The sequence below is a fragment of the Mesorhizobium sp. M7A.F.Ca.CA.003.01.2.1 genome, assembly GCF_003998945.1.
GTDB classification, from domain to species: domain Bacteria; phylum Pseudomonadota; class Alphaproteobacteria; order Rhizobiales; family Rhizobiaceae; genus Mesorhizobium; species Mesorhizobium ciceri.
In genome coordinates this window covers 1-25,778 of sequence record NZ_RZRA01000005.1, presented here as the reverse complement: position 1 = coordinate 25,778, position 25,778 = coordinate 1, and the positions used below count along the sequence as shown (strand labels likewise).

The 25,778-nt window shown below is 64.6% G+C and carries 28 protein-coding genes; 14 read left to right on the top strand and 14 right to left on the bottom strand.

Going from position 1 to position 25,778, the window contains the following annotated elements; genetic code table 11:
• From EN969_RS00825 to EN969_RS00785, 8 genes are all read right to left on the bottom strand, one after another.
• The coding region (locus EN969_RS00825; protein WP_164758120.1) for an alpha/beta hydrolase at window positions 1-524 on the bottom strand (524 nt) is incomplete at its 3' end.
• Window positions 521-1,201, bottom strand: coding sequence for an isochorismatase family protein (locus EN969_RS00820; RefSeq protein ID WP_063169617.1), 681 nt, complete (start codon window positions 1,199-1,201; stop codon window positions 521-523). The genes EN969_RS00825 and EN969_RS00820, both read right to left, overlap by 4 nt.
• Before the next feature lie 103 nt (window positions 1,202-1,304).
• On the bottom strand, window positions 1,305-2,609 hold the full coding sequence (locus tag EN969_RS00815; protein WP_063169616.1) for a Xaa-Pro peptidase family protein: 1,305 nt from the start codon (window positions 2,607-2,609) through the stop codon (window positions 1,305-1,307).
• A gap of 321 nt (window positions 2,610-2,930) precedes the next feature.
• Window positions 2,931-3,899, bottom strand: a complete 969-nt coding sequence (locus tag EN969_RS00805) for a GlxA family transcriptional regulator (protein ID WP_024504110.1) — start codon at window positions 3,897-3,899, stop codon at window positions 2,931-2,933.
• Window positions 3,900-4,235: 336 nt separating this feature from the next.
• A complete protein-coding gene (locus tag EN969_RS00800) occupies window positions 4,236-5,417 on the bottom strand; it encodes a PLP-dependent aspartate aminotransferase family protein (protein WP_063169614.1) in 1,182 nt (393 codons plus the stop codon).
• Window positions 5,414-6,853: a pyridoxal-phosphate dependent enzyme gene (locus tag EN969_RS00795; protein WP_063169613.1), complete on the bottom strand. Its 1,440-nt coding sequence runs from the start codon at window positions 6,851-6,853 to the stop codon at window positions 5,414-5,416. Before EN969_RS00795 ends, EN969_RS00800 begins: the two co-directional genes overlap by 4 nt.
• 291 nt (window positions 6,854-7,144) lie before the next feature.
• A complete protein-coding gene (locus EN969_RS00790) occupies window positions 7,145-8,479 on the bottom strand; it encodes an FAD/NAD(P)-binding protein (protein ID WP_013528704.1) in 1,335 nt (444 codons plus the stop codon).
• Between the two features lie 31 nt (window positions 8,480-8,510).
• Window positions 8,511-8,981 carry an Rrf2 family transcriptional regulator gene (locus EN969_RS00785; protein WP_063169612.1) on the bottom strand — a complete coding sequence of 157 codons (471 nt, stop codon included), beginning with the start codon at window positions 8,979-8,981 and terminating at the stop codon, window positions 8,511-8,513.
• A gap of 643 nt (window positions 8,982-9,624) precedes the next feature.
• On the opposite strand from EN969_RS00785, the gene tauA reads away from it, so the two are divergent.
• The 8 genes from tauA (at window position 9,625) to EN969_RS00745 (ending at window position 16,687) form a co-directional block, all read left to right on the top strand.
• Window positions 9,625-10,638, top strand: a complete 1,014-nt coding sequence (gene tauA, locus EN969_RS00780; protein WP_024502228.1) for a taurine ABC transporter substrate-binding protein — start codon at window positions 9,625-9,627, stop codon at window positions 10,636-10,638.
• A gap of 159 nt (window positions 10,639-10,797) precedes the next feature.
• The gene (locus EN969_RS00775; RefSeq protein WP_013528707.1) at window positions 10,798-11,589 is read left to right on the top strand and encodes a taurine ABC transporter ATP-binding protein; all 792 of its coding nucleotides are present in this window, start codon (window positions 10,798-10,800) and stop codon (window positions 11,587-11,589) included.
• Complete coding sequence (locus tag EN969_RS00770) at window positions 11,586-12,446, top strand: ABC transporter permease subunit (protein WP_063169611.1); 861 nt, start codon at window positions 11,586-11,588, stop codon at window positions 12,444-12,446. The genes EN969_RS00775 and EN969_RS00770 overlap by 4 nt, the downstream gene beginning before the upstream one ends.
• 31 nt (window positions 12,447-12,477) lie before the next feature.
• Complete coding sequence (locus EN969_RS00765; protein ID WP_013528709.1) at window positions 12,478-12,663, top strand: hypothetical protein; 186 nt, start codon at window positions 12,478-12,480, stop codon at window positions 12,661-12,663.
• Window positions 12,664-12,903: 240 nt separating this feature from the next.
• Window positions 12,904-13,857, top strand: a complete 954-nt coding sequence (locus EN969_RS00760; RefSeq protein ID WP_127224153.1) for a sulfonate ABC transporter substrate-binding protein — start codon at window positions 12,904-12,906, stop codon at window positions 13,855-13,857.
• A gap of 91 nt (window positions 13,858-13,948) precedes the next feature.
• Window positions 13,949-15,112: an FMNH2-dependent alkanesulfonate monooxygenase gene (ssuD, locus tag EN969_RS00755; RefSeq protein WP_063169610.1), complete on the top strand. Its 1,164-nt coding sequence runs from the start codon at window positions 13,949-13,951 to the stop codon at window positions 15,110-15,112.
• A complete protein-coding gene (locus EN969_RS00750; protein WP_027161252.1) occupies window positions 15,109-15,885 on the top strand; it encodes an ABC transporter permease subunit in 777 nt (258 codons plus the stop codon). Before ssuD ends, EN969_RS00750 begins: the two co-directional genes overlap by 4 nt.
• 10 nt (window positions 15,886-15,895) lie before the next feature.
• Window positions 15,896-16,687: an ATP-binding cassette domain-containing protein gene (locus tag EN969_RS00745; protein WP_063169609.1), complete on the top strand. Its 792-nt coding sequence runs from the start codon at window positions 15,896-15,898 to the stop codon at window positions 16,685-16,687.
• A gap of 189 nt (window positions 16,688-16,876) precedes the next feature.
• On the opposite strand, the gene EN969_RS35175 is transcribed toward EN969_RS00745, so the two are convergent.
• Window positions 16,877-17,062 carry a hypothetical protein gene (locus EN969_RS35175; protein ID WP_024502222.1) on the bottom strand — a complete coding sequence of 62 codons (186 nt, stop codon included), beginning with the start codon at window positions 17,060-17,062 and terminating at the stop codon, window positions 16,877-16,879.
• A 309-nt stretch (window positions 17,063-17,371) separates the two neighbouring features.
• Here EN969_RS35175 and EN969_RS00735 point away from each other — a divergent pair, with 309 nt between their 5' ends.
• The 4 genes from EN969_RS00735 (at window position 17,372) to EN969_RS00715 (ending at window position 20,676) form a co-directional block, all read left to right on the top strand.
• Window positions 17,372-17,731, top strand: a complete 360-nt coding sequence (locus EN969_RS00735) for a septal ring lytic transglycosylase RlpA family protein (RefSeq protein WP_013528714.1) — start codon at window positions 17,372-17,374, stop codon at window positions 17,729-17,731.
• Window positions 17,732-17,962: 231 nt separating this feature from the next.
• The gene (locus EN969_RS00730; protein WP_063169608.1) at window positions 17,963-19,240 is read left to right on the top strand and encodes a polyhydroxyalkanoate depolymerase; all 1,278 of its coding nucleotides are present in this window, start codon (window positions 17,963-17,965) and stop codon (window positions 19,238-19,240) included.
• 234 nt (window positions 19,241-19,474) lie between these two features.
• Window positions 19,475-20,092: a transglutaminase-like cysteine peptidase gene (locus tag EN969_RS00720; RefSeq protein ID WP_013528717.1), complete on the top strand. Its 618-nt coding sequence runs from the start codon at window positions 19,475-19,477 to the stop codon at window positions 20,090-20,092.
• A gap of 416 nt (window positions 20,093-20,508) precedes the next feature.
• Window positions 20,509-20,676 (top strand): hypothetical protein, encoded by a 168-nt coding sequence (locus EN969_RS00715; protein ID WP_245441843.1) that lies wholly within the window; start codon window positions 20,509-20,511, stop codon window positions 20,674-20,676.
• Between the two features lie 73 nt (window positions 20,677-20,749).
• Here the strand turns inward: EN969_RS00715 and EN969_RS00710 are convergent, their stop codons facing one another.
• Genes EN969_RS00710 through EN969_RS00695 form a run of 4 tightly spaced genes read right to left on the bottom strand, consistent with a single transcriptional unit; the run spans window position 20,750 to window position 23,500 of the window.
• The gene (locus tag EN969_RS00710; RefSeq protein WP_063169606.1) at window positions 20,750-21,118 is read right to left on the bottom strand and encodes a helix-turn-helix transcriptional regulator; all 369 of its coding nucleotides are present in this window, start codon (window positions 21,116-21,118) and stop codon (window positions 20,750-20,752) included.
• Between the two features lie 10 nt (window positions 21,119-21,128).
• Entirely contained in the window at window positions 21,129-21,659 is a 531-nt protein-coding gene (locus EN969_RS00705; RefSeq protein ID WP_024502221.1) for a Smr/MutS family protein, read from the bottom strand.
• On the bottom strand, window positions 21,656-22,771 hold the full coding sequence (locus EN969_RS00700) for a murein transglycosylase A (protein ID WP_063169605.1): 1,116 nt from the start codon (window positions 22,769-22,771) through the stop codon (window positions 21,656-21,658). The genes EN969_RS00705 and EN969_RS00700 overlap by 4 nt, the downstream gene beginning before the upstream one ends.
• A 21-nt stretch (window positions 22,772-22,792) precedes the next feature.
• Window positions 22,793-23,500 (bottom strand): Tim44/TimA family putative adaptor protein, encoded by a 708-nt coding sequence (locus tag EN969_RS00695; protein ID WP_027161247.1) that lies wholly within the window; start codon window positions 23,498-23,500, stop codon window positions 22,793-22,795.
• Between the two features lie 217 nt (window positions 23,501-23,717).
• Between EN969_RS00695 and EN969_RS00690 the strand changes: the two genes are divergently transcribed.
• Window positions 23,718-24,218 (top strand): FxsA family protein, encoded by a 501-nt coding sequence (locus EN969_RS00690; RefSeq protein ID WP_082826715.1) that lies wholly within the window; start codon window positions 23,718-23,720, stop codon window positions 24,216-24,218.
• A gap of 130 nt (window positions 24,219-24,348) precedes the next feature.
• Entirely contained in the window at window positions 24,349-24,849 is a 501-nt protein-coding gene (gene secB, locus EN969_RS00685; protein WP_013528724.1) for a protein-export chaperone SecB, read from the top strand.
• Between the two features lie 119 nt (window positions 24,850-24,968).
• Here secB and dnaQ read toward each other — a convergent pair whose 3' ends face one another.
• Entirely contained in the window at window positions 24,969-25,670 is a 702-nt protein-coding gene (gene dnaQ / locus EN969_RS00680; RefSeq protein WP_063169604.1) for a DNA polymerase III subunit epsilon, read from the bottom strand.
• Window positions 25,671-25,778: the final 108 nt, after the last annotated feature.

The following is a 25,778-nucleotide window of genomic DNA, read 5'->3' as shown; positions in this document are numbered from 1 at the left end:
GCGTGGCGGCGCGTCGCCTGCGCCACCGCCGCGGCGAGATTGCCGCCGGCGCTTTCGCCGCACAGCACCAGCGGCAGGCCTGATCTCGCCGCTGCCCATTCGAAGGCGGCCACCGCATCATCGAAGGCGGCGGGATGAAGATGCTCCGGCGCCAGCCGGTAATCGACCGACAGCACGTCGAAACCTGTGCCGGCGCAGAGCTCGGCGCAGATGTCGTCATGGCTTTCGAGCCCGCCGAGGATGAAGCCGCCGCCGTGGTAGTAGACCACCATCGCCTTGGCGGCGTTGCCCTCGAGCCGGTAGCGCCGGACCGGGATGTCGCGGCCGGCGGCGGCGATCAGCCCGTCGCTGGCCTTGACGCCGGGCGGGCGGCCCTGGTGGAAAGCCCGGCTCATCCTGTCATAGACGGCGCGCTGCTTGTCGATCGGCAGGCCGATGATCTCGGGCGGATGCCAGGCGTTGACGGCGTCGATATAGGCCCAAAGGGCCGGGTCGAGCCGTGTTTCGTAGGGGCCGCGCGTCATAGATCGGCGTAGAGCGCGGCCGCGTTGTCGAAGCTGAAACGCAGCGGCACCGAGCCCTCGACCTGCCAGACGGTGACGGTTTCGCCGGCCAGCAGCCGGCAGGCGCCGTCGGTGTCGGTGACGGCGCCGCCATAGAGCCGGTTGGCGAGGTTGAGGATCCCGGTCTGGTGCATGGCCGCGCTGCCGCTGCCGCAGGCATCCTTGACCAGCAGCACGCGAAAGCCTTTGGCCACCGCATCCTTGACCGACGCGTCGATGCAGGCCTCGGTCCAGACGCCTGATATGACCAACCATTCGATGCCGGCCGACTTGATGTCGCCCGCCGCCGGCCCGGTGCGGAAGGCGCTGGCCTCGGCCTTGATCAGCAGCGCCTCGCCCTTGGCCGGCGCCACCTCATGGCAGATTTCGGTCAGCGGATCGCTCTTGTCGGAAAAGGCCGACTTGCCGTCCTCGCCGAGCGGATGAAACGGGCGGTCCTGCTTGTCGAGATCGACGATGTAGGCCCAGTGGTAGAGCGGCACCTGGTTCCGCCGCGCCGCCGCCTGCAGGCGCTGGACGTTGGCGAGGATCGTGGGAAAGCCCTCGACGAGGTAGCGCGGGTCCTGCCGGTGCTCTTCCTGCAGGTCGATGAAGATCGCGGCCACCGTGCCGGGCTTGAGGGAGATGGGCGTTTTCATGCGGCGCCTGCGTGATGCATGGGCGAGGCAGTCAAAGACCCTTCCGTATGCCGGCGGGACAGAGGGGGGCGCCAGGCAACGAGGCGCTCATTGGTTGCCCGTATCAAACCTGCGTCTCCAGAAACTCGTCCTCATAAGGAAAGCGCGACAGAAGCTCCGTGCCCGTCTCGGTGATCAGGATCTCGTCCTCCAGCTTGACGCCCTCGCGGCCGCCCTTTTCGCCGATATAGCTTTCGACGCTCACCACCATGCCTGGCACGATATGGCCGTCGCGGCCATAGGTCTCGTAATCCATGGCATGCGCGATGAACGGCGTTTCGCCATGCATGCCGACGCCGTGCATGACCGAGGTGTAGCGCTGGTCGACGAAACGGTCGGGGATCTTCCACGCCTGCTCGGCGATCTCGCGGAAGGCCATGCCGGGCTTGACGATCGAAATGTTGTGCTGAACCTGATCGTGCGCCATGCGGTAGAGCGACTTCTGGTAAGGGGTCGGCTTGCCTGGCCCGCAGCGGAAGGTGCGCGAGAAATCCGAATAATAGCCGTAGCAGCCGATGGTGTCGGTATCGAGCGCCAAGAGTTCGCCGGGGCGGATCTTGCGGCCGCTGGCCTCGTTGAACCACGGGTTGGTGCGCTGGCCTGATGTCAGCAGCCGCGTCTCGATGAACTCGCCGCCCTGGCGGATGACCTCGCCATACATGATGGCGAACAGGTCGTTTTCGGAAACGCCGGGCTTGATCGCCTCACGCACCGCATAGACGGCAGCCTCGGCGCCGGCCATCGACACCTGCAGGCATTTCACTTCCTCCGGCGTCTTCACCGCGCGCACCGCCAGGATTTCGCCCTGGCAATCCCTGACCTCACAGCCGCGCTTTTCCAGCGCCAGCGCCTGCAGATGGCTGCAGCGGTCGAGGCCGAGCTTCATCGAGCCGCCGCCATGCTTTTTCAAAAGCTCGGCGATCTCGTCGGCGAACGGACCTGCGGTCTCGTCGTCGCGGCCCGAGACCGACGACCAGACCAACTTGGAAGGCCGCGCCTCGTCGATCGTGTCGAGTACCATGGAGACATGATAGCTCTGCGGGTATTCGAACAGCACGATCGGCCCGTCGGTCGGGATAAAGAAATAGCGGGTCGAGTTGCGCAGGAAATAGCCGAACATGTTGCGCGAGCCGGTGGCGTAGCGCTGGTTGTACGGATCGAACAGCACCACGCCGCCATAGCCGGCCTTGCGCATCCAGCCGCGCAGCTTGGCCAGCCGGCCTTTGCGCAGGGCATCGGCATCGATGAAGGACGGTTCGGTGTCCGACAGCCACATGCCGCCGGCCGGATCGGCCGCCGCGGGGTGGCGCATGCGATCCTTGAAGTTCACGTCCTCGGTGCTGTCGGGGTCGAAAACGACGATGCTCATGGGCTCGGCCTTGGCTGGGTTGCGAGGTCGCAGCATGGCGCAAGAGGGGCGGGAGGATTGTGCGGAAAACCGCAGCTGTTGTGCGGGATGCCGCTGGCTAATCGGTTGCGTCGCGATCCTTCGCGCCCCCCTCTGCCCTGCCCGGCATCTCCCCCTCAAGGGGGAGATTGGCATTTTCGATGCCGCCGTTCTTTTCTTCAACATCTGAGATTGGCGAAAGCAGAGATGCAGTCCGATCTCCCCCCTTGAGGGGGAGATGTCCGGCAGGACAGAGGGGGGCGCTGTCCCGCCAACATCTCACCGCGTCAGCGAGCGCCAAGCCTAATGCCGTCGCGCCAGCTTCGGCGGATGGCCATGCTCCTCGCGAAACGCCCGGGCAAAACTCGACATCGAGGCAAACCCACACGCCAGCGCCACGTCGCGCACGGCGAGCGTCGAATGCGCCAAAAGATCGGCGGCGCGTTTGAGCCTCAGGCGCCGGTAATAGCCATTGGGCGAGATGGCGAGTTCGGAGCGGAAGGAGCGCTCGAGCTTGTCTGAGGACACGCCGAGCTTCGCGGTCAGCTCGGCCATGCCGAGCCGCTCCTCGACCGCGTCCTCCATGATGGCGATGGCCGACAGCACCAGCTCGTTCTGGACCCCGGTGCGCAGGCGCAGCGGCATCATCTTGCGGTCGATGCTGGAGCGCAGCTGGCTGTGCACGAACCATTCGGCGACGCCGGCGGCAAGCTCGGCGCCGTAGTCGCGGGTGATGATCTCCAGCATCATGTCGAGGCTGCCGACACCGCCGGCCGAGGTGAAGCGCTTGCGGTCGATAACATAGAGGTCGCGCCTGAGCTCGATGTTGGGGAAGGCTTCGGTGAAGGCGGCCTGGCTGGTCCAGTGCAAGGTGCAGGCATGGCCGTCGAGCAGGCCGGCGCGCGCCAGGAAGAACGCGGCATCCGCCACCGCACCGATATGGGCGCCATTGCGCAGGCTCTTGCGGATCCAGTGTGCAGCGTCCTCGGCGACGAGGTGATCGGCATCGCCGCCCGAGCAGACGACGATGCGGTCGACCTTCGGCGCATCCTCGGCGTAAAAGCCCGGCTGGATGACGACGCCGTTCGACGCCTCGACCGCACCTTTCGTGCCGCCGACGATGATCCAGCGATAGCATTGCCGTTTCGCCAGGACATTGGCGGCGCGCAGCGGCTCGATGACCGAGCTGAACGCCATCATCGGAAAACCTGGGAACACCAGCACGGCGAAAGTGAGGGGTTCAGTGGGCTTGGGTGGTTCGCGCGTGGCCATGGGGCGCTACATTTCGGGCAGATGGGGTTCGGGGTCAATTGGCCGGTCCATCATCATGAGACGTCCGCGCGCCGCCCCTTGCCCTTCCTCTCCCTCGTCGATCGGGGGAGAGGTGTCGAGCGAAGCTCGACGGAGTGGGGGTCGACCCTCGCCGCGCGCCCTGAGGTCTCTTGCTCGTCAGATTGTGCCTGTCTTGCGGCGACTGCGCGTCTGCGAACGCCTTCCCCCACTCCGTCTCGGCTTCGCCGAGCCACCTCTCTCCCCTCCGGAGGGAAAGGAAAGGAGCCAAGGCAGGGCGATGAGGGGCAACGCTGAAGTTGCAAGTTGATTAAGCTTCTAACCCGCCAGCGCCTGCTCCAGATCCGCAATCAGATCATCGCCATCCTCGATCCCCGCCGACAACCTTACCAGCGAATCCGATATGCCGATCTCGGCCCGTTTCTCCGCCGGTATGGAGCCATGCGTCATCAGCGCCGGGTGTTCGATCAGGCTCTCCACACCGCCGAGGCTTTCGGCGAGCGTGAACAATTGCGTGCGTTCGAGGAACTTTTTGGTGCCGGCTAGGTCGCGGTCGAGCACGGCTGTGATCATGCCGCCGAAGGCATGCATCTGCTGGACGGCGACGGCGTGCTGCGGGTGGCTGGCGAGGCCGGGATAGATGACGCGGCGGACGTCGCGGCGCGCTTCCAGCCATTGCGCGATCTTCAGGCCGTTGGCGGAATGGCGCTCCATCCTGAGCGCCAAGGTCTTGAGGCCGCGCAGCGCCAGAAAACTGTCGAACGGGCCCGAAATGGCGCCGATGGCGTTCTGCAGGAATTTCAGCTGGGCGGCCAGATCCTTGTTGTCGCCGACCACGGCGACGCCGCCGACCATGTCGGAATGGCCGTTGAGATATTTGGTCGTCGAATGCACGACGATGTCGATGCCGAGCTCCAGCGGCCGCTGGATATAGGGGCTGCAGAAGGTGTTGTCGGCGACCGTGAGAATCCCCTTGCGCCTGGCAAGTGCGGCGACGCCTTCGAGGTCGACGATGCGCAGCAGCGGGTTGGTGGGGGTTTCGACCCACAGCATTTTCGTCTCGGGCCGGATCGCGGCCTCGACGGCGGCAAGGTCGGTGAAGTCGACGAACGAGACCTGCAGATCGGCCGAGCGTTTGCGCACCCGCTCCATCAGCCGGAAGGAACCGCCATAGATGTCGTCGGTGGCGACGATATGCGCACCGGAATCGAGCAGCTCCAGCACGGTGGCGATCGCCGCCAGCCCTGACGCGAAGGCGAACGCGGCCGAGCCGCTTTCGAGGTCGGCCACCGCGCGCTCGAAAGCAAAGCGCGTCGGGTTCTGGCTGCGGGCATATTCAAAGCCCTTGTGCACGCCGGGCGATTGCTGGCCATAGGTCGAGGTGGCGTAGATCGGCACCATCACCGCGCCGGTCAGCGGGTCGTGGCTCTGGCCGCCATGGATGGTGCGCGTCGAGAAAGCCAGACGGTTTTTCCCGGCTGGCGGAGTATTGCTGGTCATCGTGCGCGCCTCAGATGGTTGATCAGATCGATGCGGGTAATCAGGCCGACGAATTCGTCGCCGTCGAAGATGATGGCGACCTCGTTGCGGTCGAACACCGGCAGCAGCGCGTCCAGCGTCTGGCTGGCCTGCAGCGTGTGCAGGTTGGAGGTCATGGCCGTGCGCACCGGGCCGTTGAAGCGCTCCCAGCGGCCGTCATAAGGGCCGTCGACCTTGGCCAGTATGTCGCTTTCGTCAACGATGCCGACGAGCTTGCCATTGTCGAGCACCGGCAGCTGCGAGACATCGGAGCGGCGCATGCGGCCATAGGCATTGAGCAGGCTTTCGTCCGGGCCGACATAGACGGTGTCGCCGGTGCGGTGCGAGCGCATCACCAGGTCGCGCAGATCGCCATGCTGCTCGTGCTCGGCCAGCCCCTGCTCGGCCAGCCAGAAATCGTCGAACACCTTCGACAGGTACTTGTTGCCGCTGTCGCAGACGAAGGTGACGACGCGTTTGGGCACCGTCTGCTCGCGGCAATAGCGCAGCGCCGCCGACAGCAGCGTGCCCGAGGATGAGCCGGCAAGGATACCTTCCTTGGACAAGAGGTCGCGCACCGCCAGCATGCTCTGCTTGTCGGGGATCGAATAGGCCTTCTTGACCAGCGACAGATCGGCATTGGGCGGCACGAAATCCTCGCCGATGCCTTCCACGGTCCAGCTGCCGGCCTCTTCCATCTTGCCGGTCTTGATCAGCGGCGCCAGCACCGAGCCGACCGGATCGGCCAGCACCATTTCGGTCTTCGGCGACACTTTTGCGAAGTAGCGGCCAAGCCCGGTCAGCGTGCCCCCCGAGCCGACGCCGACCACCACGGCATCCACATCACCGTCGAGCTGCGAAAAGATCTCCGGGCCGGTGGTGGTTTCATGCGCCAGCGGATTGGCCGGGTTGGCGAACTGGTTGGCATAGAAGGCGCCGGGCGTTTCCGCCGCGATCTTCTCGGCCATGTCCTGGTAATATTCGGCATGGCCCTTGCCGACATCGGAGCGCGTCATGCGCACTTCGGCGCCGAGCGCGCGCAGGTGCTGGATCTTTTCGCGCGACATCTTGTCGGGCACCACCAGCACGATGCGATAGCCCTTGGGGATGCCGACCTGGGCAAGGCCAAGCCCGGTGTTGCCGGCCGTCGCCTCGACAATGGTGCCGCCGCGCTTGAGCTTGCCCTGCTTTTCAGCCGCGGCGATCATCGACAGCGCGATGCGGTCCTTGATCGAGCCGCCGGGATTCTGGCTTTCGAGCTTGATGAACAGCCGGCATTTGCCGGTGTCGAACTTGGTCAGCTCGACCACCGGCGTCTGGCCGATCAGGTCGAGCACCGACTTGTAGGGCGGACGCAGGCGGGACAATTCGGCTTCCGAGGGGGCACTGTCCAGTGTGGCGATCTCATGCTCGCTCATATCGATGCTCCATGACCAAGCGACCGCCTCTGGGCAGGGCGGCAGCGTAGCCTCTTTTCCAGCCCTTTGCAGTCGGAAAGAAGATAGATCGTGCCAATCAACCGGCCAGATGCGGAATGAAATTCCGGTTTGTGCCTCAAGGGCTTGGAGGGTGTGTTGAGATTCAGGTCAGGCCGAGCCGAAAATGGCAGATTCCGAGAACCGGAGCAGAGCGTACTTTTGGGTACGTGAGCACCGGAAGCCACAGGAAGCCGCATTTGCAGGCCGGCATCACCTGAATATCGACACAGCCTACCCCAGCAGCTGCTTGCTCAGCCTCGCACACTGCACGCGGATATCGGGGATGGCGTCGATCTCGAAGAAGGTGCCGCGCGTCAGCGGGCCGACGGCGAGGATCTTGGCCGAAACGGTTCCGTCGCCGGCGATGATCTCGCATTTGGTCGATACGTCGAGGCCGATGCGCAGCGGATCCGGCCTTGCCAGGCCGCGGTCGACCAGCGAGCGCACGACGCTGTTCGACGAGGTCGAGATGTCCCTGACGATGCCAGAGCAATCGTAGATGCGGGCAACCTCGAAGGTCTCGAGACGCTGCGTGTGACGCGACTGGACCTGGACGGTGAATTCGCCGTTGCGCGCAATGTCGACGACGCGGCCGGCGACCAGGCGGATGCGGCCGGATTGCACGGCCTCGGTGACACGGGCGTAGACCTCGGGCGCCATGCGATGGCGGTGGATGTCCCACCAGGCCTTGGTGTGCTCGACGAAGCGGCGTTTGGCGGAAGCCGGCCAGTTCTGCCAGATCTTCTGGTTGAACGGCCGCAGCCCGTCGACGACGTCACGCCAGTCGATGCCGGCCTTCTGGTTTTCCTTGATCAGGTCGCGGAACCAGCCGACGAAATAGGAGAGCTGCGTGCCGAGCGGAATGTCGGCGACGTCGAGCTTGATCGGATTGCCCTTGCGATGCGGCGAGGGCAGCAGGCCGCGCCTGGACACAGCTATGATGTCGCCGCGATGGCCGCGTTGCTCCAGCGCCAGGAAAGCATCGACCATGCTGAGGCCGGTGCCCAGCACCATGACGCCGGCGCCGGGCGGAAGTGCTGTGTCGGCTTCCGATCCCATCCTGATGGCATGGCCTTGCGCCGGCTCCTCGTCGTGGCCGGTGGCCAGCACGGCGAGATGCGCAACGACGCTGGTGCCGTTGGCCAGCGCCACTTCGACGCCGGAGGCGGTGGGCGTGATCGAGAGGCTTTCCTCGCGGATCAGCCGAAGCCGACCGCTCTGCTTTTCCCGCGCTTCCAGATCGACCAGCAACTCGCCGAGATAGCGGGCATAGATGCTGCGTGGCGCATAGAAGGGCGCCTCCTCAGCCGTTGCCAGGCCGCGTTCCTGAAGCCAGCGCCAGAAATTGCCGGGATCGTCGGCATAGGCGCTCATGCCGGCGGCGCTGACATTCAGTACATGCGCCGACAGCAGCGTCGAATAGGCGATGCCCTGGCCGAAATGCGGGCGCCTTTCGATCAGCGTGACGCGCAGGTCGGGATTGGGCGACTTCAGGAGATGCGCGGCCAGCACGACGCCGCTGGCGCCGCCACCGACAATGATGATGGAGTTGGCGCGCCCGGTCATAGGCATGCCTTCGCTCTGCGCAGCGCCAGTGTCAGGCCTGGACCTTCACCGCGACCGGCAGATCGCCGATGCCGACCGACAGGTCGTCGAGAGAGATATCGCGCATTTCGGCGAGGCTGCGCTGATCGAGCACCTCGGCGATCGCCTGCCGGACCTCGAGCATCAGATGTCGGACTTGGCATCTCGCCTCGTTGCAATCTTCACAGCGCTGGTACTGGGTGCGGCTGGCGCAGGGGATCGGCGCCAGCGGACCGTCGAGGACGCGCACCACATGGCCGACCTTGATCTCGTCGGCGGGGCGCGCCAGGCGATAGCCGCCATCCTTGCCCTTGCGGCTCTGGACGAAGCCGGCATTGCGCAACTCGCCCAGGATGGCGTCGAGAAATTTCTTCGGGATGTTGTTGCCGGTGGCGACGTCGTTGACGAAGGCGAGCTGCCCGGCCGGCAATCGCGCGAGGTGGACAAGCGCCTTGAGGCCGTACTTACCTTTTTTGGTGAGCATGAGATCAAATTTTCTCTGGCATGCGACGGCATGGAACCATCGGTTGCAAAACGCCTGGCGTGCGTTGCCGCCGCGTCCAAGCCCGCATGACACATAAATTCTAGTGACATGATGTACAAGCCGAGAACTTCTGATTTTGCTTCGTTTTCAAGCCGCGCGGGCCATTTTGACTAGCCTTTGTGCCCACAGGGACACAAAAGCGCACGAGTTTGGGGGCGCGATCATCGCGATATGGTGACTGCTCATCGTCGCCTCCAATCTCAATGTCGATAAGATTACTATACTTACCCTCGAACACGCGGAATGGGTTGTCAAATCGGCGGTTATTTGAGGCATGAATTTGCCTGGAAGAGGCCGGAAGCGGGAATTCTAGTTCGCGGTGGGCGTAGGCGGAGCCATCACCGCAGTTCAGGAGGTTAAAGGTCGGTGGAACAGAGGGGGGCGCTGGCCCGCCGGCGTCGAAAGGCCTGCCCTGTGGCGACACTCTGCCCCACCGCAACCACCCTATCCGCCTCACCACCTCACCATCGACAGCTTTTTTCTAACAAGCCCGCCTTGGTTGGAAGGATTTAACTCTACAAGAACCATAGAATTAGCTGACTATTATGAAGCATTCCGGTTTTTCTCTTTTCAGGAGCCCTTCATGTCCACCATTTCGCGACGCATTCTTCTGCTCTCGTCGGCGGCACTTGCCGGTGCGGCCTTCCTCGGCCCGGCCCTTGCCAACGACCTCAAGATCACCATCGGCTACCAGACGGTGGTCGAACCCTCGAAAGTGCCGCAGGCCGACGGCGCCTATGAAAAGGCGACGAAGGCCACCATTGATTGGCGCAAATTCGATTCCGGCGCCGATGTCATCGCCGCGGTCGCTTCCGGTTCGGTCGATATCGGCTATGTCGGCTCGAGTCCGCTGGCGGCGGCGGCGAGCCGCGAGTTGCCGATCCAGACCATCTTCATCGTCGGCCTGATCGGCGAATCCGAGGCGCTGGTGGCACGCAACGGCGCCGGCATCGAGAAAATCGCCGATCTCGCCGGCAAGAAGGTCGCCGTGCCGTTCGTCTCGACGACGCATTACAGCCTGCTCGCAGCACTGAAGCATGAGGGCGTCGATCCGAAGTCGGTCGAGATCCTCAATCTCCGGCCTCCGGAAATCGCCGCCGCCTTCTCGCGCGGCGACATCGACGCCGCTTATGTCTGGGATCCGGCGCTCGGCCAGATCAAGACGACGGGCAAGGTGGTGGTGGATTCCTCGCAGGTCGCCGCCTGGGGCGCGCCGACCTTCGACGCCTGGATCGTGCGCACCGACTTCGCCGAAAAGAACCCGGAAGCGGTGCGCGACTTCGTCAAGGTGACGGGCGCGGCATATGCCGAGTTCCTCGCCAAGCCCGAAGCCTGGTCGGTATCGTCGCCGCAGGCGGCCGCGATCGCCAAACTCACCGGCGCCAAGCTGGAAGAAGTGCCGCAGCTGCTCAAGGGCTATGTCTTCCCGACGCTGGAAGAGCAGGCCTCCGACAAATTCCTCGGCGGCGGCACGGTCAAGGCGGTCGAAGCGACATCCACCTTCCTCAAGGAGCAAGGCAAGATCGACGCCGTGCTTCCCGACTATTCGAAATACGTATCGTCGAAATACGTCACCGAGGCGCTCGCCTCGAACTAGTACTCGCTTAACGCAATTCCGGACGGAAAACCGCTTCACGCTTTTCCTGGAATTGCTCTGAACGCGCGCGGATCTTTTTCCCTAACGCCGCGTGCTGACTGCCCCGGAACCGCTGACGAGGGCCGGGGCAGTCGGATTTCAACGAACCGCGAGGCATCCATGCCGCATCTCGTGCTCGACCCGCATCTCGTACTGGACAAGGTCTCGATCCACTATGACGGCCAGGCAGCGCCTGCGGTCGAGCGGGTGTCGATCGATGTCGCCAAGGGCGATTTCGTCGTGCTGGTCGGCCGTTCCGGCTGCGGCAAGACCTCGCTGCTCAACGTCGCCGCCGGCCTTGTCGCGCCGGCGCGCGGTACGGCTTCAATCAACGGCAAGCCGATCACAGCACCTGGCTCGGACCGGGCGGTGGTGTTCCAGAACGATGCTTTGTTCCCATGGCTGACGGCGCGCGAAAACGTTGCCTTCGCGCTCAGGCTGCGCGGTGTCGCTCCGGCCGAGCGGGCGCGGCGCGCCGATGAGCTGCTGGCGCTGGTGAAGCTCGCCGACGCCGGCGACAAGTGCATCTGGGAGCTTTCCGGCGGTATGCGCCAGCGTGTCGGCCTGGCCCGGGCGCTCGCCGCCGAACCCGAATTCCTGCTGCTCGACGAACCGCTCGGCGCGCTCGATGCGCTGACGCGCGAGCGCATGCAGACGACGCTGCTCGATCTGTGGACGGCAAGCGATGTCGGCGTGCTGATGGTGACGCATGGCATCGAGGAGGCGCTGGTGCTGGCCACCCGCATCGTCGTGCTGGCGCCTGGCCCGGGCCGCGTGGTGCAAACTTTCGAACCGGGCTTCTCCAGGCGCTACGCATCGGGCGAGGCCATCCGCACCATCAAGGCCGACCCGGCCTTCGCCGCGGCGCGCGGCGAACTAACCGACGCGATCTTCGAAGGAGAGGCGGCATGACCGTTACCTCCTACACCGAGCGGCCGGGACACAAGGTCGACGAGGCCGACGGCCTGTCGGTGCCGTGGTCGCGGTCCAGCCCGAAACGCAAAGGCGTTTCCGCGCGCGCGGTCAGCGTGGTGACCATCCTGGTGGTGCTGGCGCTGTGGGCGCTGTCGGCCCGCCTGCAACTGGTGTCGCCAGTGTTCCTGCCCTCGCCGGTTGCGGTGTGGAACAAGTTCATCACCGTCGCCCGCGACGGCTTCGTCGATGCGACGCTGCTGCAGCATGCCGTCGCCAGCCTGGGCCGGGTTTTCGCCGCGCTGGTCGCCGCCATCCTCGTCGGCGTGCCGGTTGGGCTCGCCATCGGCATCAGCACGATCGGGCGCGGCATCTTCGATCCGCTGCTGGAGTTCCTGCGGCCGATCCCGCCGCTCGCCTACCTGCCGCTGGTCATCATCTGGTTCGGCATCGGCGAACCGTCGAAGATCCTGGTGATCACTATTTCCATGCTGGCGCCGGTGGCATTGTCGACCGCGTCCGGCGTTCGCGGCGTTTCGCAGGAACGCATCAATGCGGCGCGCTCACTGGGCGCTACTCAGCGCCAAGTGGTCCGCCATGTCATCCTGCCCAGCGCGCTGCCGTCGATCCTGACCGGCCTGCGCATCGCGCTCGGCGCCGGCTGGTCGACGCTGGTCGCCGCCGAACTGGTGGCGGCGACGCGCGGGCTTGGTTTCATGATCCAATCGGCCGCCCAGTTCCTCGTCACCGACGTGGTGGTGATGGGCATATTGGTGATCGCGGCCATTGCCTTCGTGCTGGAATTCACCCTCCGCAGGATCGAGCGCGTGCTCGTCCCGTGGGCGGGACGCGAATGATTGGGAATCAGAAGAGCAGGAGAGAATGACGATGACCCATTCCACCGCCGTGCTGTTCGCCCAAGCCGGCAATTGGCTTCTCGCCTGGACCAGGGAAAGCCAGCCGCTTGAACAGCAACCGAAATCGCCAACGCCGGTCCGCTGGGACGCCGAGCGCGACCGCCTGCCGCCACGCGACGAGAGTTTTTACTGGGCCTGGCAGTACTGGTCGCAGTGAGGGGATTGGCGATTGGCACTAGCCCCCGCGTCTTCGTCATCCTAGGGCGAGCAAGGGCGAAGCGACGCAGCGCAGACCCCAGGATGACGAATTCCAGGTAGCCAAAGAAGATAATTCCCATTCTCCCCTCTAACTCGCAAAATCATTCCTCTACTAAATTTATAGAATTACCTAGCCTCATCCATCTTCCAACCGGCGAGGCCATTTCCGGCGCCGATCCGCAGCGAAGGAGAGGGATCAATGTTCAATCTAACGAGACGTGTTTTCGGCATCGGCCTGCTGGCGGCGACGGTTGCCGTGTCGTCCGGCGCCACGGCGCAGGAGCTGAAGCAGTTCAGCATCGGCTATCAGAAGACCGGCCTGCCGGTGATCGCCAGGCAGCAGCAGGTGATCGAGAAGGCACTTGAAGACAAGGGCGTGACGGTCAAGTGGGTCGAGTTCACCGCCGGTCCGCCGCTGGTCGAGGCGCTCAATGTCGGCGCCATCGATGTCGGCTGGACCGGCGACGCGCCGCCGATCTTCGGCCAGTCGGCCGGTGCCAACATCGTCTATGCCGCAGCGCTGCCGTCGAATGGCGAGGGCGAGGCGATCTTCGTCAAGCCGGCGTCGCCGATCCAGTCGGTCGCCGATCTCAAGGGCAAGCGCGTCGGTGTCGGCAAGGGCACCAGCGCGCACAATCTGCTCGTCGCCGCGCTGGAGAAGGCCGGCATCCCGTTCGACCAGATCACGCCGGTCTATCTCAGCCCGGCGGATGCGGCCGCAGCCTTTGCCAGCGACCAGATCGATGCCTGGACCGTCTGGGATCCGTTCTTCGCCATCGCCGAAACCCGCTACCAGCCGCGTGTGCTGGCCCGCTCCAGCGAGGTGCTGAAGGTCAACACCTATTTCCTCGCCAACAAGGACTTCGCCAAGGCGCATCCCGAAACCGTCACCACAACGATATCAGCCTTGGGCGAGGCGGCGAAATGGGCCGACCAGAACCGCGACAAGGTGGCCGCGGCGCTGCATGAGGTGACCGGCGTGCCGCTCGACGCGCAGATCATCGCCGCCAACCGCACCAAATTCGGCGTCTTCCCGATCACCGACGAGATCATCGCCGGCCAGCAGGCGACCGCAGACCGCTTCTTCAAGCTCGGGCTGATCCCGAACGCGGTCCGCATCTCCGACGCGGTGTGGACGGCACCCGGCAACTGACTTGTCCCCTGACGGCGCCGGATGAGAACGCCCGGCGCCATTTGCGTTCGCACCCATATCTCCAGGAGATCCGCCCGTGACTGTGCCAGACATGACCGCGCCTGCCAGCACCGCACCGCTCGATTTCTTCTGGTTCATCCCGACGCATGGCGACGGCTCCTATCTCGGTTCCGAGGAGCAGCAGCGGCCGCCCGAATTCGGCTACTTCAAGGAGATCGCGCAGGCGGTCGACCGGCTCGGCTTTCCCGGCGTGCTGTTGCCGACCGGCCAGAATTGCGAGGATTCCTGGATCACCGCGACGGGCCTCGCGACACTCACCGAAAAACTGAAGTTCCTGGTCGCGCTGCGGCCGGGCGTGACGCTGCCGACTTTCGCCGCACGCCAGACCGCCGCCCTCGATCGCTTGAGCAATGGCCGCCTGCTGCTCAATGTCGTGGTCGGCGGCAACCCGACCGAGCTCGCCGGCGACGGCGTCTTCCTGCCGCATAACGAGCGCTATGCCCAGGCGCATGAATTCCTGACCATCTGGCGCGGCCTGGTGTCCGGCGAGCGGGTCAATTTCAACGGCAAATATTACCGCGTCGAAAATGGCCGCCTCGACCTTCTGCCGCACCAGGAACGGCCGCCGCTCTATTTCGGCGGATCGTCGGATGCCGGCCAGGACCTCGCCGCGGACCTCGTCGACATGTATCTGACCTGGGGCGAACCGCCGGCGCAGGTCGCCGAGAAGCTGGCCGCGGCGCGCGCAAAGGCGGCGCGGCGCGGCAGAAAACTGCGCTTCGGCATCCGGCTGCATTTCATCGTGCGCGAGACCGAGGACGAAGCCTGGCGCGCCGCCGACCGGCTGATCAGCCATGTCACCGACGCCCAGATCGAAAACGCGCAGGCGCGCTTCCTCAACCAGATGGATTCGGTCGGCCAGCGCCGCATGTCGGAGCTGCATGGCGGCCGCCGTGACAGGCTGGTGGTGTCGCCCAATCTGTGGGCCGGCGTCGGGCTGGTGCGCGGCGGCGCCGGCACGGCGCTGGTCGGCACGCCGGAACAGATCGCCGGGCGCATCCGCGAATACCAGGCGATCGGCATCGATACCATCATCGGCTCGGGCTATCCGCATCTCGAGGAGGCCTACCGCGTCGCCGAGCTTCTGTTTCCGAAGCTCGGGCTCGGCACCAGGCGGCAGCGGGCGCATGAGAACATCGCCAACGAATTCTCGGTCGGCTTCCATGGCGCCAACCGCCTGCAGGCTTCGTCATGAGCTTTTCCACGCGCCTGCATAGCAACGCCATCGGCTGGCTGCTGCCGGCGCTGATCATTGCCGGCTGGGAGATTGCCAGCCGCGCCGGCGTCATGCCGGCCAACGTGCTGCCGGCGCCCAGCGCGGTCGCCGAGGCCTTCTGGCGGCTGACGCTGTCGGGCGAACTGATCCGCAACATCGGCGTCTCGACCGCGCGCGCCCTTGCCGGCTTTGCCGTCGGTGGCTCCATCGGTTTTGCGCTTGGCCTTGCCAACGGGCTGTCGACGCTCAGCCGCGGCCTGACCGACACGACGCTGCAGATGATCCGCAACATTCCGCATCTGGCGCTGATCCCGCTGGTCATCCTGTGGTTCGGCATCGACGAGGAAGCCAAGCTGTTCCTGGTGGCGCTCGGCGTGTTCTTTCCGATCTACGTCAACACGCTGCTCGGCATCCAGAGCGTCGACCCACAGCTGGTCGAGATGGGCCGCGTCTACGGCATGGACCGGCGCGCCCTGTTCTTCCGCGTCATCCTGCCCGGCGCGCTGCCGTCGATCTTCGTCGGCCTGCGCTATGCCCTGGGCATCATGTGGCTGACGCTGATCGTCGCCGAAACCATCTCGGCCAGTTCGGGCCTCGGCTACATGGCCATGCAGGCGCGCGAATTCCTGCTGATCGATGTCGTCGTGCTGTCGATCCTGATCTACGCGCTGCTCGGCAAGCTCGCCGACAGCCTCGCCCGCCTGCTCGAGCGTTTGTCGCTTGGCTGGCATCCGGCCTTCCAGAACGGATGAGAGATTGCCCATGACCGCCGCCAGCCTGACCGCAGCCCGTTCCTTCGTCGCCACGCCGGTGCGGCCGATCGGCTCCGTCGAAGGACAGCGGGCCTTTGCCTTCAGGCATGCCGGCAAGCGCTTCGGCGACAAGACCGTGCTCGACGGCATCGACCTGGACGTGCCGGCCGGGCAGTTCCTCGCCGTCATCGGCAAGAGCGGCTGCGGCAAGAGCACGCTGTTGCGGCTTCTGGCCGGGCTCGACCGGCCGACATCGGGATCGCTGTCCTTCGGCGTCGAAGAGGAAGGACACAGCCGCACGCGCTTCATGTTCCAGGAGCCACGGCTCCTGCCCTGGGCCAGCGTGGTGAAAAACGTCGAGGTCGGGCTGACCGGCATCGCCACCGGTAGCGAAGCGAGGCACCGCGCGCTCGACATCCTCGGCGAGGTCGGGCTTGCCGACCGGGCCGACGAATGGCCTTCGGTGCTGTCCGGAGGTCAGAAGCAGCGCGTGGCGCTGGCCCGCGCGCTGGTCGGCCACCCGCAGATCCTGGCTCTCGACGAGCCGCTCGGCGCACTCGACGCCCTGACCCGCATCGAGATGCAGCAGCTTCTGGAACGCATCTGGATCGCGCAGAAGTTCACGGCCGTGCTGGTCACGCATGATGTCGCCGAAGCGGTCGCGCTCGCCGACCGGGTCGTGGTGATCAGTGAAGGCCGGGTCGCGCTCGATCTGGATGTGCCCGTGGAACGGCCGCGCCGGCGCGGTTCGGTGGAGCTGGCCCGGCTGGAGGGCAAGATTCTGGATCGGCTGTTCGGGTAGGGCTGTCGGGGGCAGGGCCCTGGAGGACCGCCTTCCCCCACTCCGTCGCAGCTTCGCAGCACCACCTCTCCCCCCCTCCGGAGGGAGAGGAAAGGAGCCAAGGTCGGCGAGCTCGCGCTTTTCCTCTCCCCCGTCGATCGGGGGAGAGGTGGCCCGAAGGGCCGGAGTGGGGTCGACCTTTCATCAAGCTCACCCGCTTGACCGGTTCGCCCACACCAACCCGATCAGCCCGACCAGCATGGTGACGACGCCGATATAGAGCCATTGCGACTGGCCGGTCATGAAGCTGCCGCCGACAACGCCGATGCCTTGCAGCGACCACAGCGCGCCGACGGCAAGCACAATCAACGCCAGCAGATTTTTGGTCAGCCTCATTGCCGGATCTCCCTTTTGAAGTCGATTGGTTACAGCATCGGGACCGCGATAAAAGAGCCAAAGGAAGTGGCCCGGCCGCGCCGAGCTCTACTTGGATATTAATGTTCGATCTTGTCAAACGGATGCCCGATAGCAACACAAAGATCATCGTTGATTGATCATCGCGTGCCGGAAAATCCCTGACAGACTGTTACCCAGCGACTCCAAACGTGTGCCATTGCCACGGAACCGCCAGATCACTGCCGCATTTCCCGCCTTATTTGGCACCTAACGGCTGGGGTCTGTCAAAAACGGAGCCATCCCCCAAATATGAAGAACCCAAAACAGACCGCGATTGTCGCGGTAACGATCGCTGCTGGCCTGATGGTCGGCGCTTCTTCGGCGACCGCCGCCGCCCAGTGCGGCCGCGCCTCGTGGTACGCCCTGCACTCCAGAACCGCCTCGGGCGAGCGCATGAACCCGTCGGCGATGACCGCCGCGCATCGCACCTTGCCTTTCGGCACCAAGCTCAGGGTGACCAACAAGAACAACGGCCGCAGCGTCGTCGTGCGCATCAACGATCGCGGTCCGTTCATCAAGGGACGCGTGCTCGACCTGTCGAAGGGCGCGGCCGGCCAGCTCGGCTTCATCGGCTCCGGCCACACTTCCGTGTGCATGGCGCGCGTCTAGAGCTTCCTGTGTCCGGCAAGGGCCGGACACATTACCTACACATTTCGCAGCCGCACACTGAGCCGGCTGGCACCGTTCGGCCCCGATTTCCATGGCCTTGAACCAAAGAAGCATTGGTCACGCAGCGTGACGTATTGCATCGCAGCAATTAGTTGTTAACTTCCCCGCGAGACATTTAGGCTCGGCGCTGCTCGTCGTGCCTTCGGTCGCAGGCAGCAGCGGGGTTTCTCGATGTTCTACCAGCTCTATGAGATGAACCACGCCGCCCTGCAGCCGGCGCGCCTCTATGCCGACGCGGTGCGGATGTTCTACTCCAATCCGCTCAATCCGTTTTCCCACACGCAATGGGGCCGTTCGATCGCGGCGACGGCCGAACTGTTCGAGCGCACCACGCGCCGCTACGGCAAGCCGGCCTTCGGCCTGAGCAAGACCGTGGTCGACTGGAAGAGCGTCGAGGTCGCCGAGAAGACCGTCTGGTCGAAGCCGTTCTGCAATCTCGTGCGCTTCGAGCGCGCTGTCCCCGCCGGGCGCAAGCCCGATCCGAAGCTTCTGATCGTGGCGCCGATGTCGGGCCATTATGCGACGCTGCTGCGCGGCACGGTGGAAGCGATGCTGCCCTATGCCGACGTGCACATCACCGACTGGGTCGATGCCCGCATGGTGCCGCTTGCCGACGGCCAATTCGATCTCGACGACTACATCGACTATGTCATCGACATGCTGCACACGCTCGGGCCGGACACGCATGTGATGGCGGTGTGCCAGCCTTCCGTGCCGGTGCTGGCCGCCGTGGCGCTGATGGAATCCAAGGGCGACCCGTTCGTGCCCTCGACGATGACGTTGATGGGCGGGCCTATCGACACGCGCAGCAACCCGACCGCGGTCAATCTGCTGGCGCAGGAAAAAGGCATCGACTGGTTCCGCGACAATGTCGTGATGCATGCGCCGTGGCCGGTGCCAGGCTTCGGCCGCGAGGTCTATCCAGGCTTCCTGCAGCTGTCCGGCTTCATGAGCATGAACCTCGATCGCCACATCATCGCCCACAAGGACTTCTTCATGCATCTGGTGAAGCATGATGGCGACAATGCCGAGAAGCACCGCGATTTCTACGACGAGTATCTGGCGGTCATGGACCTGACGGCCGAATTCTACCTGCAGACCGTCGACACCGTCTTCGTGCGGCAGGCCTTGCCAAAGGGCGAGATGACGCATCGCGGCACCAGGATCGATCCGTCGGCGATCCGCAACGTCGCGCTGTTCACGGTCGAAGGCGAGAACGACGACATATCAGGCCTTGGCCAGACCAAGGCAGCGCATGATCTTTGCCCCAATATCCCGGCTGAGCGGCACGCCCACTACATGCAGCCGGCGGTCGGCCATTACGGCGTGTTCAACGGTTCTCGCTTCCGCTCCGAAATCGTGCCGCGCATCGTCGACTTCATCACCAGCTACGGCCGCCAGGAGCGTGTCGCGGCGAAGCCGAAGCTGGTCCGCGCCGCCAAGAGATAATGCACGTCGTCCAAAATTGCGGGTTTTGGGACGATGATTTGCATAAAACCAAGCTTAACGGCGACAAGCCATGCGATTGACCGGTAAAAGCCGGCTGGCTGGCTGATTCTGTTGCACAAGTGCCGCTGTCCAGCCCCTCGGGTAACCATGCCGACAATCCGACCGTCGTCGTAATTGACACGGACTGTAAATCCCCCTTAACCTTTCGTTAATAACAAAGGGTGAGCGGGGACAATGATTTCCTCATCGATGGCGCGACGGCTGCGCGTGTATGTGGCGGCCGGGCTGGCAATGACGGCGGGCTGGGTGGCACCGGCCTTGGCGGGTGGAGCGATGGCGACCGGGGGGCTCACCTCGCAGCCGATCGGCCACTATGATTTCTGCAAGCTGCATCCGGGCGAGTGCTCGATCCGCCCGGCCAATCTGGCGCCGGCTCCGATGACCGACGCGCTGATGCGCAAGCTTCTCAATGTCACCGCCAGGGTCAACGCCGCCGTCAAGCCGATGAGCGACATGGACATCTACGGCAAGGACGAGGTCTGGGCCTATCCCGACAAGGGCGTCGGCGATTGCGAGGACTATGTGCTGGAAAAGCGACGCCAGCTTTCGCGCATGAGCATCTCGCTTGCCGATCTTCTGATCACCGTCGTGCGCAAGCCCGACGGCGAGGGCCACGCCGTGCTGACGGTGCGCACCGACGAGGGCGACTATGTGCTCGACAATCTGACCGACAAGGTCAAGCCATGGGACGCGACCGGCTACCGCTTCCTCAAGCGGCAGGCGATCGACAACACCGGCCGCTGGGTCTCGATCCGCGGTGGCCAGCAAGTTCTGGTCGGCGCGGTTCAGTAGGCACCGGCAACGGCGGCTTCCCTAGGGGCGGCATCCAACGCTTCGTCATCACAGGGCTGAGCAGGAGCGAAGCTCCGTCGCGAAGACCCCGGGATCCATGCCGTGATGCCGATGAAGAACGCTGCGGCGCAGGAACAGGCGCCTGCAATCGTCATACCGTCATCACCAGATCTTTTGCCCCGTCGCGACGCTCGCAACTCGCGGCATGGATCCTCGGGTCTGCGCGTCCGCTCCGCCCGTGGATGACGAAATCGATGGGCCCTCCGCCAGAATTCGCATTTCTCCGTGAACCATTTCGCTCCGGCCAGCGACACACAGCCGTGAACCGAAACCAACCATGGAGACTTCAGATGACTGCTTTTCTGCGAAACACCCTTCTTGCCGCTATCGCGGTGTCGAGCATGGCCGGATCCGCCATGGCCGATCAGACCACCAGCTGTGCCAAAGCCAACCTCAACGACCTCTGGGCCGGCCGCTGTTGCGGTGATGCCGGGGCGTCGGACTGCCTGGGCGGCGGAAACAATGGCCACGACCACGGCGATCATGGCCGGGGTGGAAATGGCGGCACCGCCGGCAAGAAATGATCTCACCACTTTGCCCGCCGGCGGGCAGTGTCCTCGTGAGGCAGGCGAACTTGTACCGGCGCGGACCGTCAGGCTACGGCCGCTGGTTCAACGCCCCGCGGATCGATGCGGTGATGCGGCGAAGCTCGGTTTCGTCGAGTTTCTCGATGTTTTCCGCCAGCAGATTGGCGAGCTCGGTGGCGGCGGGGGAAAGACCCGACGTGTCGAGTTTTACACGCGGGTGCGAGGCCTCGGCCAGCCGCGCCAGTTCCTCGGCATCGTCCCAGATGATGTTGAAATAGCCGATGATCTTCTGGATCAGCGTCCAGGTCGGGGCGCCTCGCCTGCCATGTTCGAGCGCCGACAGATAGGCGGCGCTGACGCCGATCGCCGCCGCCATGTCCTTCTGGCGGACACCACGTTCGCTTCTCAGCGTCCGCAGCTTCTCGCCGAACGGGGTCATGCGCCCATCCTCATGAACGGACCCGCCGCAGGCGGATATAGAGCGCACCCGAACCGCCGTGATTGCGGGCGGCATGGTCGTGGCTGGAGACGAGCGGCCGGAAGGCAGGCGTCGACAGCCAGGCCGGCACGGCGCGCCGCAACACGCCATCGCCGCCGGAGGACGAGCCCTTGCCGGTGATGACCAGGACATAGCGGACGCCGCCGGCATGCGCCCGGTGCAGAAACGAGAACAGCAGCGAGTAGGCCTCGTCCTGCGTCATGCCGTGCAGATCGACGCGGCCCTCGATCGGCAGCCGGCCCTTCGACAATTTGTCCAGCGTCGGTTCGTCGAGGCGGTGCGTGACATGCTGCGCCTTCGGCTTCGCGGTCCCTGCGACATTGGCGACGGGCTGGGCGGGCTGCGACTGGCTTGGCTTGGCCTCGGCAGGAATTTCGGGGATGTCCACGGCAAATTTCCCCTTCAGCGGCTTGGCCGTGCGCGCCACCAGGTTCCACAGAACCCGGTCGTCCTCGCTGAGCTTGTCCGGGCGCCGGGTCATCGGACCGCACCCGCAATGAGCGCGCGCGGCACCAGCGCATAAAAATCCGCGGCATTGCGGACCACGCCGGCGATCTCGCCCGCGGCATCGCCCGAACCGGCGAACAGGTCGCCCCGCGCCGGCCCGGTGATGGCGGAGCCAGTGTCCTGCGCGATCATCAGGCGGCGGAATGGTTTTGCGTCGAAGGCGGCGAGCGTCGGCGCGTCGATGTAAAAGGGCGTGCCGAATGTGTGCAGCAGGCGGTCGACGGCGATCGAGCGGCCCGGCGTCAGCGGCACCTTGGCGGCGGCGATCGGACCAAGGGCAACGTCCTCGACATCGGCCGGGCGGAAGAAAATGTAGGAGCGGTTCTGCCACAGGATCTCGTCGACGCGGTCCGGATGCGCCTTGAACCAGGCGCGGATCGATTGCATCGTCACTTCCGCCAGCGGGATCTCGCCAATCTCGCTCAGGACCTTGCCTGGTCCGGTGAAGCGCTGGCCGGATTTGGCGGCATAGGTGACGCGGGCAAGCCGGCCGTCGGTCATGGCGAGGCGTGCGGCACCTTGCACGTGAATGAAGAAGGCATCGACCTTGTCGGCCAACCAGGCGATTTCCAGGCCCTTGCCATCAAGCGCGCCGCGCTCGATCTCGCCACGGTCATGATATTCGACCGGCCCGTTCGGCGTCTGGCGCGCGAAAGCGAGATAGGGGTCCAGGCCCGGCGGCCGGTTTGCGTCATCGATATCGACGAGATCGGCCGGGCGCGACAGCAGCGGCACCGAAAACCGGTCCGTGCGCACCGGTGACGTCTCGACCTGCGGTTCATAGAAACCGGTGACGAGCCCATTTTCGGCAGGGATAAGCGCCGGGACAAAATGGCGCTCGAAGAAGGCGCGAGCTTCGCCGCGGGTCAAAACCGGCGACCGATTCGCCGGCGAAACGGTCCGGGCCTCGGCGTAGACATCCGCAAAGGCGTCGAAGTCGACGCCGAGCGCGCCGCTGCGATAGGGTTTGGTCAGGACATGGAAGGCCGAGCGCCGAAAGGCGGCGAAGGCGGCCGAATGGTCGTCATCGCCCCAGCCGGGCAGATCGCCGAAGGCTTTCTCGACAAAAAGAGGCGATAGCGACACCGGAGCCTCGCCGCGTATTCCCTAGTCTTCTTCCTCGGTGGCGACGAGCTTCCAGTTCGGATCGCGCGAGCGCGTGTCACGGGCGAAGGTCCAGACATCCTTGACCTCGGCCACGGTTTCCGGGTCGCCGTCGATGACGGCACCGGCCTTGTCGCGGGTCGCCGAAATCAGCTCGCTGATGATGCGCAGCGTGACATGCGCCTCGCCGCCCTTCATCTCGGCCGAGACGATATCGGCCTTGTCGATGCCGACGAAGGAGGACTGGATCTTTTCCGCCTTGGCCTCGCGCTCGCCGATGGCGGCGACAAAACCGTCATAGACCTCGCGCGACAACAGGTTCTTCAGCGTTTTGCGATCGCCGTCGGCATAGGCCATGACGATCATCTCGTAAGCCATCTTGGCGCCGTCGACGAAACCCTTCGGCTCGAAGGACGGATCATTGTCCTTGATCGTGCGCAGGCCCTTGTTGAGGTCGGTATCGGGCTTGGCGAAAGCGTCGATCGCGGCATAGGCGTCGGGAGCCGGCTCGCCTGGCGGACGCTTGCGCGGCAGCGAGACGACGTTTTCGGATTTCTGGGCGGCATCCTTGTCGCTGGTGCGAGCCGCCGAATAGGGATCGAAGGGCGGCCGTTCGCTGCCGGTGCGGCGGCCCAGCACATTGCGCAGCTGGAAAAAGATGACCACCGCCGCAATCAGGAAGAAAATCGTGCCGAAGTCGAAGAATCCCATATCTTCCGCCAATCAATCCCTGCCCTGTGGCCGGACCGTCAGGCCCAACGGCCGCGGTCGCATAGCGTTCAACATTCAAAGCATATAGAGCGCAAGGCGCAATCATTCAAATCAAAGGCAGGCATACCTATCTAACAGCCTCAGTGCCAGCGGCGATTGCCAGCTGGCGGCCAAAACAATCAAAACGGTCATGACGATCGAAAAAGGTTGGCAAGACTTGCGCATTTCGCTGCTTCCCTTCTTTCTCCTTGCACTGCCGCTGCTGGAAATTGCCGGTTTCGTCATCGTCGGCCGCGAGGTCGGCGCGCTGGCGACGGTAGGCCTCGTGCTGGCCTCGAGCATCGCCGGCGTGCTTTTGCTCCGATACCAGGGTTTTGGTGTCATGGCCCGCATCCGCAACGAGATGGCCGCCGGCCAGAACCCCAGCCGCCACCTTGCGCACGGCGCCATGATCGTGGTTGCGGCGATCCTCCTGATCATCCCCGGCTTCATCACCGACATTATCGGCCTGCTGCTGTTTCTGCCGCCGTTGCGCGACTTTGCCTGGAGCCGGTTCAAGGGCCGCATTGTCGTCGCCACCGATTTCTCGACCGGCGGTTTTCGTGGCCGCCAGCGCGACAGGGTCATCGACCTCGAAGACGGCGACTATTCGCGCGAGGACGATCTGAAGCGCGGCCCGGATCACAACTCGCCGTGGCGTCGCCTGAAGGACGATTAGCGCGCCGTCCCATCTCCATGCCGCAGCCGGGAAGCAAGGCGGCAAACCTTGTCTTGTCATCCCCGCCATGGTAGCGAACGCCCGATTTCAATTCGGTCAGCGACGCTGCCCAGGCAAGAGGACAAGGCTTATGGCCAGCAAAGATGACGCGCCGGTCGGCGCAGCCAACGGAAACGGCAATGCGGCGCAGCCGTCGCTCAACGTTCTGGCGCAATATGTGAAGGACCTGTCCTTCGAAAGCCCCGGCGCGCCGAATTCGCTGCGCGGCCGCGACAAGGCGCCGGGCATCGCCATCAATGTCAACGTCAACGCCAACCCGCTCTCCGACAAGCAGTTCGACGTCAATCTGACGCTCAACGCCAAGGCGTCCTTCGACCAGGAAGTGCTGTTCAATGTCGAGCTGGTCTATGGCGGCGTGTTCGCCATCGCAGGCTTTCCGCAGGAACACATGCTGCCGATCCTGTTCATCGAATGCCCGCGTCTTTTGTTCCCGTTCGCCCGCCAGATCATCGCCGAGGCAACCCGCAATGGCGGCTTCCCGCCGCTGATGCTCGACCCGATCGACTTCGCGCAGATGTTCCAGCAGAAGCTGGCGGAGGACCAGGCGTCGTCGAAGGTCCAGGTGAGCTGAGGGCTGCCTGCCACGGATTGTGAAAAGCCCGGCCTTGCGCCGGGTTTTTTGTTTTGGGCGGGACGATTGAGGCGCCGGCAGGGCAGAGGGGGGCGCCAAGGATCGCCAACGGGACGATTTTAGTTCCCGTGAACCTTCAGCCACAGCGCCTTTTCACCCAATGTCCCGACCATGCCGGCGTGCGCGGCACGTTCGGCTTCTGTCACGCGCGGCGGCAGTGGCGCCGGGCGCGGGGCGACGACGATTTCGATCTGGCGGACATTCTCGCCCTGGGCCGGCGCGGTGGCGCTGTCGAGGATGAGGGCCGCCTGCTTGCCGCCGATCAGCTCGATATAGACCTCGGCCAGCAATTCGGAATCGAGCAGGGCGCCGTGCTTGGTGCGCTTGGTGTTGTCGATGCCGTAGCGCCGGCAGAGCGCATCGAGCGAATTAGGACCCATCGGGTGCTTGCGGCGCGCCAGCGCCAGCGTGTCGACGACGACGCCGTTGTCGATGACAGGGTGACCCAGCCGGCCGAATTCGACGTTGAGGAAGCCGACATCGAAAGTGGCGTTGTGGGCGACCAGCTTGGCGCCGTCGGTAAAGTCCAGCCACTCCTGCACAATCTCGGCAAAGGTCGGCTTGCCCGCGAGGTCCGCCGCGCTGATGCCGTGCACCGCCTGTGCCTCGACATGGATCGCTCGGCCTTGCGGGTTGATGTAGTGGTGGAAGGTCCTGCCGGTCGGGAAACGGTTGACCAGTTCGACGCCGCCCAGCTCGATCACGCGGTCGTCGCGCGAATCGAGGCCGGTGGTTTCCGTGTCGAAGATGATCTCACGCATCGAATCAGTCGCTCCAAAGGAGCAGAATCGTGAGAGCGGAACAAAATGGCAATGAGAAACTATGATGGCCAGGGCAATCGCACAGGTTTGCGCCGCCCCTCATCGCCC